We start from the raw sequence: 14,281 nt of genomic DNA, 5'->3' as shown, positions 1-14,281 counted from the left end.
CCAAGCACCGCGCGAGCGGTGCCGGTCTGGCCACTAAGACTTGTTAAAGCACAGAGGCCATATCCAGGCGGCTATCGCCGCCGCTGCGCCGGGCCGCCGCTGCGGGTGCCTCATACGCTCGTTCCTCGCGAGATTCGTTACGCCGCGCTACCACTCACCACTCAAAGCTGATCAATACGATCAAACTTGCCGGCGATATCGCTTTCGGTCCAATGGGGCACCCAGCCTTCTACATTGTCGAAGAAACGCAGCGCGGTAAACTCAGGTGCCGGGCCCATATCAAACCAATGGGGCGTATTGGCAGGCACGCTGATCAGGTCGTTGCGGGTGCACAGCACCTGATACACCTTATCCTCGATATGCAGGCAGAAAAGCCCTTGGCCCTTCACGAAAAAGCGTACTTCGTCTTCGTGATGGCGGTGTTCATTCAGGAATTTCTGGCGCATGGCGTCCTTTTCAGGGTGCGTGGGCACCATGTGCAGCACATCAACTGTCTGGTAGCCGCCCTGGGCTTTCAGGCGCTCGATGTCATCCTGGTAGAGCGCCAGAATATCATCCTGGGTAGCATCGTCGGCAATTTCGCCCGGTGTTGCCCAGCGCTCAAACAGCACGCCTACACGGTTGAGCTCAATCTTGATCTGCTCGCCGTCGGTAATATCGACCAGCGCATTATTCGGGTCTTGATCGGCAAATACTTTGAGTTGTGACATTAAGGCGCTCTCCGCTAGTTAATGCTTGAACCGTTAAAGGCTAATTCGTTAGAGATTGATCTCATCGAAGCTTGTCACGCAAGCGTGCTGTGTACCCGCCTGAGTGCCTTCACGCACCAATTGTAGCGTCTGCATGCCGGCCTGCTTGGCGGCATCAAGCTCTTCTACCACATCGGATAGAAACAGGATTTCATCGGCGGGGAGCTGTAGCTTGCTGACAATATGCTGATACGCCTCGGCTTCACGCTTGTGGCCGATATGGGTATCGAAATAGCCGCTGAACAGCGGGGTTAAATCGCCCTCTGTGCTGTAGCCGAACAACAGCTTTTGCGCCTGCACGGAGCCTGACGAGTAAACATAAAGCTGTTTTCCGGCTTCTGCCCACTGCCGCAGGCGCGGGGCAACATCTTTATACAAGTGCCCCTTGAAGGCGCCGCGTTGGTAGCCATCGGCCCACATCATGCCCTGCAGCGCCTTGAGCGGCGTGACCTTCTGATCGGTCTCGATCCAGTGAAGCAGGGTTTCGACCACTTTATCCAGCGAAGCGTCCGGTTCCTTGAGCTCATCGCGCACCGCGGCTATCTGCTCTTCTATATCGGGTTGCGCTGAGTGAGTGTAGACAAACTCGGGCAGCTGATCATGAGCGTAGGGGAACAGCACCTTATGCACAAAGCTGATATCTGTCGTGGTGCCTTCGATATCGGTCACCACGGCGCGGATGTTTGTATTATCAAGACCTGGGTTATTTATCATTTGGACCACCGGCTCTCTTCAAGTACACAGGCAAGTAAAAACTCAATGGCTTCCAAGTGGCGGCGGCATTCGGCAATGGTTGCGCCAACGGCATAGATGCCGTGGCCCGCTACCAGAAAGCCCCAGGGCATCGGCCAGCCGGCACGCACGTGCGCGGCCAGCTCGTCCATATCTTGAGAGTTGGGCACGACCGGCAGGCAGATGGTGGCGTCATGCGTGCTGTTGCCGTGTAACGCCTTCTGCATTTCAAAGCCGTTCAGCGCAATGCCATCAGGAAAGCGATGCGAAAGCACGGTGCTGGCCACGGTGTGGGTATGCAACACGCAGCCAATCGTTGGGTCCAAGCGGTAGAGCGCAGCGTGAAGATCGCTTTCCGCACTGGGTTTTCCGCTACCTTCAAGTACGCGGCCATCAAGGTCGCAAAGCAGTAGATCGTCGGCCTGAATACGGGTTTTATCGCGGCCGGAAGCGGTCACCAGGTAACCTTGCGGTGCGCGGGCAGAAAAGTTGCCGCCCGTGGCGGGCGTCCACCCTTGCTGGGCCGCCCAGGAAATGGCCGCTAGCAGTTCGTCTTGTGAGGTCATCGTAGGATCAGCATCGCGTCGCTTTCAAAGGCCTTCATTCTATATGATATGCTCCGCGGCTGATAAGCCGCACGCCGTATTCGTTCTGTTCATACGTGCTTTCCATACGTACTTTCCATACGTGCTTTCTCATCCGTTCTTTATCTCAGTACTCAAGGAGCCCCTGATGCCTCATCTTCAGTCACGCAGTTTACGGGTGTATGCCGACTCGCTTGAGTACCTGGATCAAACTCGCCTGCCGCAAACCGAAACATGGGTGCGCTGTGCAAGCCCCGAGGACTGGCAGGTTGCGGTAAAAAGCTTGGCGATTCGCGGCGCGCCGTTAATTGGCTTAAGTGCGGCTTTTGTGCTGGCGCAGTATGCCGTGCAGCATCCCGGTCAGGAAAACGAGTGGCAATTGGTGAGTGATCGCTTACGTGCAACGCGCCCCACGGCGGTTAACCTGATGTACTGTCTGGATGCCATGGAGGCCTGCTTTGCCCAAGGGCCGGATGCGCTTACCGAGCGTGCCGCTGCGCTGTTTGAAGAGGACCGCGAGCTGTGTCTACGCATGGCCGAGCGCGGCGCGGACTTGCTGGCAGAGGGCGAGCGAGTGCTTACTCACTGCAACACCGGCGCTTTGGCGACGGCCGGTGTGGGCACGGCGATAGGCGCGCTGGCGGTGGCCAAGAAGCGTGGCGTGACGCTGCATGTCTACGTCAACGAAACCCGCCCACTACTTCAGGGCGGTCGGCTGACCGCCTGGGAAATGGCCGACCTGAATATTCCTTATCAGCTGATTGCAGATAGCATGGCCGCGAGCCTGATGGCCGCAGGCAAAGTGGATAAAGTGATGGTCGGCGCTGACCGCATCTGCGCCAACGGCGACTTTGCCAATAAAGTGGGCACTTACATGCTGGCGGTCGTCGCCCACTACCACCAGGTGCCGTTTTACGTGGTTGCGCCCTACACCACGGTAGACAAAGCCTGCGCCACCGGCGATGACATTCCTATCGAGCAGCGCGACGCCGCTGAAATACGCGGAGCCACCGGTGCTTTCGGGGATGTCGTTTGGGCGCCGGAAAATGCGCCGGTGTGGAACCCCTCGTTTGACGTTACGCCCGCCTCGCTAGTGACCGGCTGGGTGCTGGATACCGGCGTGTTCGATAAAGCCGCCATCGCACGGGGCGAGCACTGCCGGTAATGGTTTTCCTGAAGCGCTAGCCTGGTGCCGTTAGTGAGGCCCGCACGCAGGTCAGGCCAGCAGGTGGTAGTCAAAACGTCCTTCCAGCGCCTCTTCGGCCATTTATAAGCAAGGAGCTGCTATGCTTTGGCAAGGTTTGCTTTGGCGCCTCGCGCCGATTTTTTCATCACCGTCAAAAGGTGTTCTTATGCTCCGCCAACCGCGTCTGGCCCGTGCGGCCGTTCTGTTTGCGCTTGTCTCCCCGCTTGCCGCCGCCGATACGCTCGTATTTACCGCCATTCCCGACGAGGACGAAACGCGCCTTCAGCAGCGTTTTCAGGCGGTGGCCGACTACCTCGCCGATGAGCTCGATGTGGATGTACGCTTCATTCCCGTGACGTCCTACGCCGCCTCCGTTACCGCGTTTCGCAACAACCAGGTCCAACTGGCCTGGTTCGGCGGCTTTACCGGCGTGCAGGCGCGCGAGCTGGTGCCCGGCTCTCAGGCGATCGCCCAGGGGGCCGAGGACCCGGAGTACAAGAGCTACTTTATCGCCAACCAGGCCACCGGTATCGAGCCGGTCGAGTCTGACACCGCCCCCGAGGCGCTTAAAGGGCTCACCTTCACCTTCGGCTCGCAAAGCTCCACCTCCGGGCGGCTGATGCCGGAGTACTTTCTGACTCGCGACTTGGGCGCCTCGCCAAACGCGCTTTTCGAGCGCGTGGGCTACAGCGGCAACCATAGCCGCACGGTGTCGCTAGTACAGTCCGGTGCCTACCAGGCCGGGGTATTGAGCTACACCGCCTGGGAGAACGAGGTCGACCAGGGCAACGTCGACCCCGAGCGGGTGCAGGTTGTGTGGGAATCGCCCACCTACCCGGACTACCACTGGACCGTGCGCGGCGACGTGGACGAGCGCTTCGGCGAGGGCTTCACCGAGCGGCTTAAGCAGGCGCTGATTGACATGGACGACCCGGACCTTCTGGCGAGCTTTCCGCGCTCGGGCTTCATTCCGGCCTCCAATGAAGATTTCCAGCCCATACATGACGTCGCCGTATCGCTGGATCTGCTCTAGCGGTGAGCGATTTCGCTCTCAAGGATGCCGAGGCGCACTACGGCGCCACGCGGGTGCTCGGGCCACTGTCGATTCGTATTGCCGCCGGTGAGCGTGTCGCGCTCATTGGCAAGAGCGGGGCGGGAAAGTCGACGCTGCTCTCGCTGATGTTCGACCGCTGGCAGGCGCAAAATGTGGCGCTGATGCCCCAGGCGCTGGGGCTCGTTGATACACTCTCGGTGTTTCACAACGTCTACATGGGGCGGCTCGACCGCCACCGGTGGTGGCGCAACCTTGCCTCCTTGGCAAAACCGTGGCGGCGCGATATCGATGAGATCAAAGCGCTGCTCGACGAGGTGGGCATTGGCGAGAAGCGCTGGACGCCTTGCGGCGAGCTTTCCGGCGGCCAGCGCCAGCGTGTGGCGGCGGCTCGGGTGCTCTACCAGCAGAGCGATCTGCTGCTGGCCGACGAGCCGGTTTCGGCCCTCGACGGCCCCCAGGCAAGTCACGTAATGGCCAAGCTGACCGAGGGCTACCCGCAGGCGGTGCTGGCGATGCACGACCTGGAGCTTGCACTTGCCTTCTGTACGCGCATCGTCGGTCTCAAGGACGGCGCGATTGTGCTCGATGCTCCGAGCGAGACGCTCTCCAGCGCTGCTCTTCAGGATCTCTACTGATGGCGCTGCGTGCCACCACCCGCGTCACGCTGGGCTTTATTCTGCTGGCGCTGATATGCCTTGCGCTTGGCGATTTCGAGATCAGCGCGCACGACCCGTGGCGCTCTGTCGGCCAACTGTTGCTGGGCCTGGTCCAGCCGGATTTCAGCGGTGTCGATTCATTGGGCCAGGCGCTCTTGCGCACCGTCGCCTTCGCGTTTGTCGGCGTGGGCCTGGGCGCGGGGGCGGGGATGCTCCTGGCGCTATGTTTTCACCGCTGGTGGGTGCGTACCTTCAGTGCCTTCATTCGCGCCATCCACGAACTCTTCTGGGCGCTGATCTTCCTGCAAAGTTTCGGCCTGCACCCGGTGACGGGGGTGCTGGCCATTGCCATTCCCTACGCGGGCATTTTCGCCAAGGTGTACGCCGAAATCCTCGATGAGACCGATCCGCTCCCCCTTGATGTGCTCCCCCGGCGCGCCGGGCGGCTCTCGAAGCTCGTCTACGCACGTATCAGCCAGGCCTGGCCGCACCTGGTGAGCTACACGGCCTACCGGCTGGAGTGCGGGCTGCGCTCCAGTGCGGTGCTGGGCTTTGTGGGCATGCCGACCATTGGCTACCACCTGATGGCCGCCTTCGCCCAGGGCCACTATTCGACGGTGGGTGCGCTTTTGCTGCTGTTCTACCTGTTGATCGGCACGCTGCGCTGGTGGGTACGTCCAAGACTTTTGCCGGTTTACCTGCTGGTCGCGCCGTTTCTGCTAGGCACCGGGCTTCCCATCATGTGGTCGAACGTAACGCGATTTTTCACCGAGGATATCGTGCCCACGCCGCTCAAAAGGGGAGAGGGACTGCCCGCGCTCTGGGAGTGGTTCGCCCAGCTATTCATGAATCAGGCGCTGCCCGGCATCTTGAATACGCTGCTGCTGACACAGGTTGCTCTGGTGGCCTCCGGGGCGCTTGCGCTTGCGCTCTTCCCGGTGATTTCGCGCCATTTCACCCATCGCGCAAGCGGGGCGGCGGGGCACGTAGTGCTGGTCATCATGCGCTCGACGCCAGAGTACATGCTGGCATTCATTCTGCTTCAGCTCTGGGGGCCGTCGATGCTGCCGGCGGTGGTGGCGTTGGCGCTGCATAACGGTGGCATCATCGCGCACCTGGTGGGTCGACGCAGCAACGAAATACAGCTTCGCCAGGATGCGCCGCATGGCATCGACCGCTACGCCTTTGAAATGCTCCCAAGGCTTTACGGCCCCTTCCTGGCGCTTGTGTTCTACCGTTGGGAAATCATCATGCGGGAGACGGCGATCCTGGGCATTCTGGGCATCGCCACGCTCGGCTTCTATGTCGACAGCGCCATCCAGGAGATTCGTTTCGACCGGGCGATGGTACTGATATTGATCACCGCGCTGATTAATATCGGCGTCGATGTGCTCGCCCGGCGGCTACGCGGCTATCTGCGCCTTCGTCACGGCGTCAATCGCCAGCAGTGCTGAGCCGGGCCTGCTTTCAAGGAGTCACATGAAGGCTATGAACTCCTGGGTCTAGCTGTCAGCCAGGCCCGCACGCAAGCCAGCACGTTGTAATCGAAACGACCATCCAGCGCATCGAACACCGCTTTCATACCCAGGCCTGCGTGCTGCTCGAACGCCGCGCGAATTTGGTTAAGCGTGTTTTCATTGAGCTGAATCACCTGATCAAGTGCCAGCGCGCCGCTTTCGATCACATCGGCCAGATGGCGGTAAACGGTGTTGGGGGCAAGCCCCCGCGCTTGGGCGATTTCCTCAGGCGCTAGCCCTTGGCGCAAGAGGGCGGCGGACTCCAGAGCGCTATCGCCCACGGAAACACTTGCGGGCGCGTCCTTGTGCGCCGTGATGACTGCCAGAATCCCTTCGCCGTAATCCTCGAGCTTGCGCGCGCCGATGCCGGTGATGCCGCCAAGCGCCGCTAGGTTCTGCGGGCGCTGCTCGTTTAGCTCGGCAAGCGTGGCATCATTGAAGATGACGTAGGCGGGTACGCCCTGAGCGTCGGCCAGTGCCTTACGGTGCTGGCGCAGCGCTTCCCAAAGGGCGCCGTGGCCCTGAGCGCCTGAGCCGCCCTTGCCGCGGCGTGTGGCTTTGGCCTTGGTGGGTTTGCGCAGGGTAAGCGCCTGCTCGCCGCGCAGCACCGGCTTGGCATTGGCGGTGAGATGAATGCCGCCGTGGCCTTCCATGTCCACGCTTAACAAGCCGTTGGCGATCAGCTGGCGATAAAGCGCCTTCCACTCGTTGGCGGAGAGCTCGCCGCCAATACCGAAAGTGCTGATCTTGTCGTGACCAAAGCGGGTGATACGCTCGTTGCTTTTGCCTAGTAACACGTCCACCAGGTACGTTACGCCGAAGCGCTGCTCGGTGCGGTAAACGCACGAAAGCGCCTTTTGCGCCGCCACCGTGGCATCCCAGGTCTCCGGCGGGGTCAGGCAGTTATCGCAATTGCCGCAGGGCTCGTCCAGGTGATCGCCAAAGTAGTGCAAAAGCGCTTGGCGTCGGCAGCTGATGATCTCGCACAGCCCCAGCATGGCATCGAGCTTTTGCTGCTCAATGCGCTTTTGGTGATCATGAGCGCTGGAGTCCTGCTGCATCTGGCGCAGCGTGATCACGTCTTGAAGCCCGTAGGCCATCCACGCATCCGCGGGCAGGCCATCACGCCCGGCGCGGCCGGTCTCCTGGTAGTAGGCTTCGATGCTCTTGGGCAGGTTGAGGTGCCCGACAAAGCGCACGTCCGGCTTGTCGATGCCCATGCCGAAGGCGATGGTGGCGACCACTACCACGCCATCCTCACGCAGAAAGCGGGTCTGGTTCGCTTGGCGTTGCTCAGGCGGCAGGCCCGCATGATAGGGCAGGGCGGTCAGCCCTTGGCGCTCAAGCCAGGCGGCGGTGTCTTCCACCTTTTTCCGGGAAAGGCAGTAGACGATACCCGCCTCGCCGTCGTGGTTCTCACGAATAAAGCGCAGCAGCTGCTCGCGGGCGTTACCCTGGTTTTCGGCGATATGGTAGCGGATGTTGGGCCGGTCGAAGCCGCTGTTGTAGAGCGCCGCGTTTTCGAGCTGTAGGTGCTCGATGATATCGCCCCGAGTGGGCACATCGGCGGTGGCGGTAAGGGCGATGCGCGGCACCTGGGGAAAGCGCTGGTGAAGCTGGGAGAGCTGGCGGTACTCGGGGCGAAAGTCATGTCCCCACTGGGAAACACAGTGGGCCTCGTCAATGGCGAACAGTGCTATCCGGGCCTGATCCAGAAGCGCCTGCATACGCGGCGTGGCGAGCCGCTCGGGGGCCACATACAAAAGGTCCAGCTCGCCTGAGCGCAGGCGGTTCTCCACCTCGACCGCTTCATGATAGTCGAGGCTGGAGTTGAGATAGGCGGCGCGTACGCCGTTTTGAACGAGTGCCGCCACCTGATCCTGCATCAACGCGATCAAGGGCGACACCACGATGGCGGTGCCTTCGCGTAACAGCGCAGGGATCTGGTAGCACAGCGATTTTCCGCCGCCGGTAGGCATCAGTACCAGCGCATCGCCACCGGCAACCACATGATCAATAATCGCCTGCTGCGGGCCACGAAAGTGCTCAAAGCCAAAGACTTCCTGCAGCACCTTAAGGGCCGCCGGGTTGGGTTCTCCGTGCATCCTCGCTCTCCTTTTTGCCGAGCGGGGATTGTCGCACGAAAAAGCTTCTTACGCGTTTGCCTAGCGGATTCCAGCGCGTAGAAAAGCGATCAACAACGGCGCAATGCTAAGGAGCGTGACCGCACTGACCGTTGCCCAGTTAACCCCGGTTTTCGGGGCGGAAAATGTGCCCAGGCCGACGGTTAACGGGCGGCTCTCAATCGAGTCAGCCCACCAATGACCGCAGAAAGCGCTTCTAGTGATGGCTAATCGCACTTGCTCGTAAGGCAGTTGAATAGGCTGAGTCAGCGGTAAGTAGCCATTCCTTAGAAATTTCAGCCAATGGTGATTATGATTTGTACTAGTCAGAAGTTAAGAGAGTGCAGCGTTATTAATAAATGGTAATACAAGGAGGCACTGCTATATATAAAGACAAGCCCCCTAATGATTTATTGGTATTTTTCAGGAGCTATATTGTCGATACATCTCGCTAATCCCTTATTACGTCGCTTTCAACGGGTCGCTTTGATATTGGCGGTTTTTGTCATAGTAGCAATGGGATGGCAGGGGATACGTGTACAAGAAGCATTGTTAACATCCAATGACGACGTCCAGGAACATCTTGAAACTATTACCTTGATTCAAGAATTTCGAGCAACACTGCTCGATCTGGAAACGGGGGAACGGGGCTATGTGGTTACTGGTCAACCTGCCTATTTACTACCTTATCAGCAGGCTCGTGCTCGACTAGCCGACAAACGCGAGCAGTTAGGGCAAATACCTGCGTTCACATCCGCTGATAATGAGCTACTTATCGATAACTTCGATGCTTTAGTCGCTCGTCGTGTGCAAATTGCTGAGGCGAATATTGCCGTGCGTGAAAGCGATGGCTTGGAAGCGGCAGCATTGAGGTTACTGGCGGCGGGCGGCAGGCAAACTATGGATCAACTGCGCAGCCACCTTGGTAGGTGGGAGCACGGGGAGCGTGAGAACTTGAACGCTCAAACTCAGCAGGCTAAGCGGCAAGCGCGAATGTCGCGGTGGATATGGGGAGCAGGCGCTGCTTTCGTGGCGCTACTTTTGATCATCACCTGTGTGTCCATTATTAGCCAATGGCGCCATCGTCAGAAAATCATAGCGATGCAGCAGACATTTATCTCCACGGTTAGTCATGAGTTACGTACGCCACTGACGGTGATACTCGGGGCGTTAAATATGCTGCATAGCGGTATTGGTGGCACGCTGGATAAAGATGTGAAGCGCTTAATAGCAGTAGCGAATGATAACGGTAAGCGTCTAAAACTTTTAATTGACGATATCCTGGATATTGAAAAATTAGAAAGCGGTCAATTGACCTTTAAGTGGCAGTCAGTGCCTCTTAAATCGCTGGTAGAAGAGGCCGTCGATATCAATCAGCCTTATGCGGAAAACTTCGCGGTTTCTTTGGTGTTAGCTCCTCAGGCCTCAACCCCTCCAGATACCAACGATGCCTTGACTCAGCCATTGGAAAGCAGTGATTGCGTTGAAGTAGACCCTGAACGCTTTGCCCAGGTCATGGCAAATTTGATTTCAAACGCTTGTAAACACTCTCTACAAGGCGCTCAAGTAGTGGTTGGCACGCGACGGGTAGATAACCATTGGCTTGAAGTGAGTGTTACTGATAAAGGTAATGGTATTCCGTGGTCATTCCAACCTCGCGTATTTGAGCGCTTTGCTCAGGCAGATGGTTCTGATAAGCGTCGTACAGGAGGAACCGGGCTAGGGTTGGCTATCACCAAAGCACTCGTTGAGGAAATGAGAGGCACCATCGGGTTTCATTCCATACCCCATGAAGGAAGCTGCTTCTGGGTGCGTTTGCCTAAGGATAAAAAGCACAGCTGAAGACCATTGTTCACTCGTTTCAAGGGAAGCTTATGCCAACAACGGATAGCACCATCTTAATAGTTGAGGATGAAGAGGATATTGCCTTCCTCTTGCGCTTCATACTGGAACGTAATGGTTACCATGTCGAACATGCCGAGGATGGAAGACAAGCGCTTGAGCGGGTTGACCCTGGGTCTAGCAGCAGTCAAGTGCCCGATCTAGTGTTACTGGATATTATGCTCCCCTACCATGATGGCCTAGAGGTGCTCGCTCGGCTACGGGCTCAACCTGCATGGGCGGAGGTGCCGGTCTTGATGCTTACTGCAAAGGCACGGGAAGCGGATATCGTGCGTGCCCTAGAGTTGGGCGCGGATGACTATGTGACCAAGCCGTTTCAGCCCGATGAATTGTTGGCCCGCTTACGAAGATTTTTGCGGAAACGTTAAAAAGGAAAATTGATGGGACGCGTTTACCTTGTGACTGGCCAGGAGATGAGGCCACGGAAATGGCAAGTAGCGCTTATCGTGCTGACCTTGGCAATTGCGCCATATGTAGTAGCCGACGAAGGGCGAACTGAACTCGAAGTATCGCAGCGCTATGAACATTTAGACAATGGCTTCTCTGCCTGGCAAGCCCAGCGCCTTGATGCTCAAAGACGAACGGTGAATGGCATCACCTGGTATGGCGCTGTCCTTAGGGAACGCCGCTATGGAAACTGGGATGAGGGTGTCGAAGCTGGCGTTGCGATACCCATAGGGCAAAATTGGGTAATACAGCCAGAGGTAGGGAAAACCTTTGGCGGCAGCTTTTTACCAAAAGGGTACGTTGATCTTCGCGTACAGCGGCTATTGCCTGATGGCTGGGTAGGCAACGCCAGTCTACGCCGTACCGAGTACGATAATTCCCAGATCAATCGCTTAGCGCCAGGGATAGAGCGCTATTGGGGGAATTGGCGTGGCGCGTATACATTGAACATCAGCGATGTTGAAGGAGCAGGAACGCCAATTGGGCATGCGGTGGCGCTTGATCGCTATTACAACGATACAAGTTTTGTCGGTATACGTGCTAGTACAGGACGTGAGGAAGAAGGGCTGCCTAATGGGCGAGTGTTTACTACCTCCGTTTCAGGGCTGGGGCTGCGGGGTAGACACTGGCTTAACGCGGATTGGGCTGTTTCCTGGGATTTGGGCTGGGTTAGCCAGGGGGATATCTATAACCGGTATGGCGCGCAAATAGGCTTACGCCGTGCCTTCTGAATTAGGCGCGCTAGTCGACCTGTTGATGGCGGCCCTACGACAACTAACCGTTTTGCCAAGCGATCCAGCCCTTCGACTTGCCGTATACAGCGCGCTTGCCCTAGCCGCATTAACGTTAGTAGGCATGCTAAACGTGCTGGTACTTTCCGAGCTTGCAGCACGACGTGAGCGAAGGCGAGCCGCCTTCACCCGGTTATGGCGTCCAGTGCTCATAGCCTCGAGTATGGGCGAGCAAGTTGAGTTGCCTTCATTACCTCGTCAGCGTTTGGAAGAGAAGCTCTGGCTACTGCTCATGTGGGCCAACTATCAGCGCCAACTTCGTGGCAGTACGAAAGAGAGGCTAAATACACTTTTTAATCATTTAGCCATGGACAGCTTCGTGTCGGCCCTACTGGATAGCAGGAAGGTACACCGGCGACTGTTAGCGCTAACCTGCCTACGCCATATGGGTGACGAGAGCTTCTGGGTATCTGTAGCGCCTCGGGTAGCGTCATCAAATCCGGTTGAAAGTCTTGCAGCCGCAGAAGCACTGGTGGCAATGAACCCTAGTCGTGCCATGCACTTTTTAGTTCCTCTCTATATTGAGCGCCGGGATTGGGCGTATTTTCGTTTTAAATTACTTTGTAAACAGGCAGGCCGAGAAGCGGCAGGACCTCCACTACTCGCTGCTTTAAAGCAAGCATCTCCGCCGCGAATAGTGGCGCTGTTGGAATGGGTGGTGCCTTCCCACGTGGCTGAGTGGGCAAGGCAAAGCTTACGCCAAACACCTGTTTCTGCAGAACTGAGTAACGAGCAGAGAGACGCCGTATGTGCCTCTCTACGCTGTTTAGCCGAGTTACATGACCCCCAAGACCGTGAGTTAGTAGTAAGCGCACTCGACCACCCGTTACCACAGGTACGAAGCGAGGCTGTTGTTGCGCTCAAGCGACAGGCGACTATTGAAGATGAATCACAATTTACACGTATGCTAAGTGACCCTAATTGGTGGGTCCGTCAAGCGGCAGCTGATGCATTGGTTGCGCTTCCCAATATCGATGAACCACGCCTTAACGCTCTCTGCGAGGGACTGCAAGACCGTTATGGCCGTGATGCATTGCGTCGCGCAATAGCGGAGAAACGCTAATGGGAAGCTGGCAAGCATTACTCGCCATCGACTGGGTCTGGTGGGGGCAGGTTGGTTTTATTGGTTACTTTGTGCTGCTTAATGGCGGATATTTAACGCTCAATGTACTGTCGATGGTGAGCCTTCGTCGCTATATGCGTCAGCGCGCCGAGTTTGGTGAAACGGCCCCTTATTTAGGCATCGAGCCAGCGGTCTCTATTTTAGTGCCCGCGTTTAATGAAGAGGCCACCATTCGAACCTCGCTCTTGTCACTGATGCAGATTCAGTATCCGGAGTTTGAGGTCGTGGTCATTAATGACGGTTCGAAAGATAATACGCTAGCCGTCATGAAAGAGGCATTCGAACTGGAGGAGTATCCTGAGCCACTGCGTCGAACTGTTCCTCATCAAGACGTACTAGGCGTTTATCGCTCGCGTCGCCATAGTCATCTCAAAGTGATTGATAAAGTAAATGGGGGCAAGGCGGATGCCTTAAATGCGGGGATTAACGCAGCCAGGCATACGCTTTTCTGTGCAGTGGATGCCGATTCCATTTTACAGCGAGATAGTTTGTTACGGGTCGTACAGCCCTTTTTAGAGGATGAGAGAACAGTCGCCGCTGGCGGGACGGTGCGTATTGCGAATGGTTCAAAAGTACAGGGTGGATTTCTACTTGAGGCAGGAATTCCCCGCAGTTTGCTCGCGCGCTTTCAGATCGTAGAGTATTTGCGCGCTTTTCTATTTGGTCGTTTAGGCTGGTCGCCAATGAACGCCGTGCTGATTATTTCAGGCGCCTTTGGCTTATTTAATCGTGAACGCGTCATGGATGTGGGCGGCTACAGTACCACTACAGTAGGGGAAGATATGGAGCTTGTGGTAAGGCTTCACCGTTATCACCGTGAAAAGCGTCTTCCTTATCGCATCCATTATTTGCCAGACCCTATCTGTTGGACCGAAGCACCCGAAGATATTGTTACCTTAGGGAAGCAGCGTAGCCGCTGGCAGCGTGGCTTAGCCGAAAGCCTATCGCGCCATACCAAACTGGCGGTAACGAGGCGAGGCGGCGCGCCAGGATGGTTAGCATGGCCCTTTATGGCGCTGTTTGAGTGGTTGGGGCCCCTAATTGAATTGGGAGGCTATCTTTTCATGGTAATCGGTTTCAGTCTGGGCGTTATATCTCCTGTCGCGTTAACTGTCTTTATGCTGGTGGCTATTGGCATGGGGATACTGCTTTCGGTTAATGGTCTTTTGCTGGAAACACTATCATTTCGGGTATACACAAAAAAGCGAGATATGTGGCAGCTGTTTTTTGTAGCAGTGATAGAGAACTTTGGTTATCGCCAATTAAATACTCTCTGGCGCTGCCGGGGTTTATGGCAATGGTTTTCTCGCCGTAAACACCAATGGGGAGCGATGAAGCGTAGTGGTCAGTGGGGGCAGCATTAAGTTATTTCTGCAAACCAGTTGCACTCGATCATTAATGTGCCAAGGTTTTCAAT

General features: G+C 57.0%; 13 protein-coding genes. 9 read left to right on the top strand and 4 right to left on the bottom strand.

The window, feature by feature from the left end:
* Positions 1-161: 161 nt before the first annotated feature.
* From ELY25_RS14970 to mtnB, 3 genes are read right to left on the bottom strand one after another with little or no spacing between them, the layout of a single operon-like run.
* Positions 162-710, bottom strand: a complete 549-nt coding sequence (locus tag ELY25_RS14970) for a 1,2-dihydroxy-3-keto-5-methylthiopentene dioxygenase (RefSeq protein WP_126952068.1) — start codon at positions 708-710, stop codon at positions 162-164.
* Positions 711-758: 48 nt separating this feature from the next.
* Positions 759-1,463 (bottom strand): acireductone synthase, encoded by a 705-nt coding sequence (gene mtnC / locus ELY25_RS14965; protein ID WP_126952067.1) that lies wholly within the window; start codon positions 1,461-1,463, stop codon positions 759-761.
* Positions 1,460-2,047: a methylthioribulose 1-phosphate dehydratase gene (gene mtnB, locus ELY25_RS14960; protein WP_126952066.1), complete on the bottom strand. Its 588-nt coding sequence runs from the start codon at positions 2,045-2,047 to the stop codon at positions 1,460-1,462. Before mtnB ends, mtnC begins: the two co-directional genes overlap by 4 nt.
* 166 nt (positions 2,048-2,213) lie before the next feature.
* Here mtnB and mtnA point away from each other — a divergent pair, with 166 nt between their 5' ends.
* From mtnA to ELY25_RS14940, 4 genes are all read left to right on the top strand, one after another.
* Entirely contained in the window at positions 2,214-3,230 is a 1,017-nt protein-coding gene (gene mtnA / locus ELY25_RS14955) for an S-methyl-5-thioribose-1-phosphate isomerase (protein ID WP_126952065.1), read from the top strand.
* A gap of 187 nt (positions 3,231-3,417) precedes the next feature.
* A complete protein-coding gene (locus ELY25_RS14950; protein WP_126952580.1) occupies positions 3,418-4,284 on the top strand; it encodes a putative selenate ABC transporter substrate-binding protein in 867 nt (288 codons plus the stop codon).
* Positions 4,285-4,286: 2 nt separating this feature from the next.
* On the top strand, positions 4,287-4,940 hold the full coding sequence (locus ELY25_RS14945) for a phosphonate ABC transporter ATP-binding protein (protein ID WP_126952064.1): 654 nt from the start codon (positions 4,287-4,289) through the stop codon (positions 4,938-4,940).
* A gap of 230 nt (positions 4,941-5,170) precedes the next feature.
* Positions 5,171-6,415 (top strand): PhnE/PtxC family ABC transporter permease, encoded by a 1,245-nt coding sequence (locus tag ELY25_RS14940; RefSeq protein WP_236995748.1) that lies wholly within the window; start codon positions 5,171-5,173, stop codon positions 6,413-6,415.
* 32 nt (positions 6,416-6,447) lie between these two features.
* Here ELY25_RS14940 and recQ read toward each other — a convergent pair whose 3' ends face one another.
* Positions 6,448-8,583, bottom strand: coding sequence for a DNA helicase RecQ (recQ, locus tag ELY25_RS14935; protein WP_126952062.1), 2,136 nt, complete (start codon positions 8,581-8,583; stop codon positions 6,448-6,450).
* Positions 8,584-9,006: 423 nt separating this feature from the next.
* On the opposite strand from recQ, the gene ELY25_RS14925 reads away from it, so the two are divergent.
* Genes ELY25_RS14925 through ELY25_RS14905 form a run of 5 tightly spaced genes read left to right on the top strand, consistent with a single transcriptional unit; the run spans position 9,007 to position 14,228 of the window.
* A complete protein-coding gene (locus ELY25_RS14925) occupies positions 9,007-10,443 on the top strand; it encodes a sensor histidine kinase (RefSeq protein ID WP_126952061.1) in 1,437 nt (478 codons plus the stop codon).
* A 32-nt stretch (positions 10,444-10,475) separates the two neighbouring features.
* The gene (locus ELY25_RS14920) at positions 10,476-10,871 is read left to right on the top strand and encodes a response regulator (protein WP_126952060.1); all 396 of its coding nucleotides are present in this window, start codon (positions 10,476-10,478) and stop codon (positions 10,869-10,871) included.
* 12 nt (positions 10,872-10,883) lie between these two features.
* Entirely contained in the window at positions 10,884-11,681 is a 798-nt protein-coding gene (locus tag ELY25_RS14915) for a YaiO family outer membrane beta-barrel protein (RefSeq protein WP_126952059.1), read from the top strand.
* Positions 11,671-12,804, top strand: coding sequence for a HEAT repeat domain-containing protein (locus tag ELY25_RS14910; RefSeq protein ID WP_126952058.1), 1,134 nt, complete (start codon positions 11,671-11,673; stop codon positions 12,802-12,804). Before ELY25_RS14915 ends, ELY25_RS14910 begins: the two co-directional genes overlap by 11 nt.
* Positions 12,804-14,228, top strand: a complete 1,425-nt coding sequence (locus ELY25_RS14905) for a glycosyltransferase family 2 protein (protein WP_126952057.1) — start codon at positions 12,804-12,806, stop codon at positions 14,226-14,228. Before ELY25_RS14910 ends, ELY25_RS14905 begins: the two co-directional genes overlap by 1 nt.
* Positions 14,229-14,281: the final 53 nt, after the last annotated feature.

This window comes from Vreelandella populi (assembly GCF_003989825.1).
In the GTDB taxonomy this organism is placed as follows: Bacteria; Pseudomonadota; Gammaproteobacteria; order Pseudomonadales; family Halomonadaceae; genus Vreelandella; species Vreelandella populi.
Note: the sequence above shows the minus strand (reverse complement) of the source record. Positions and strands in the feature narration are given on the sequence as shown.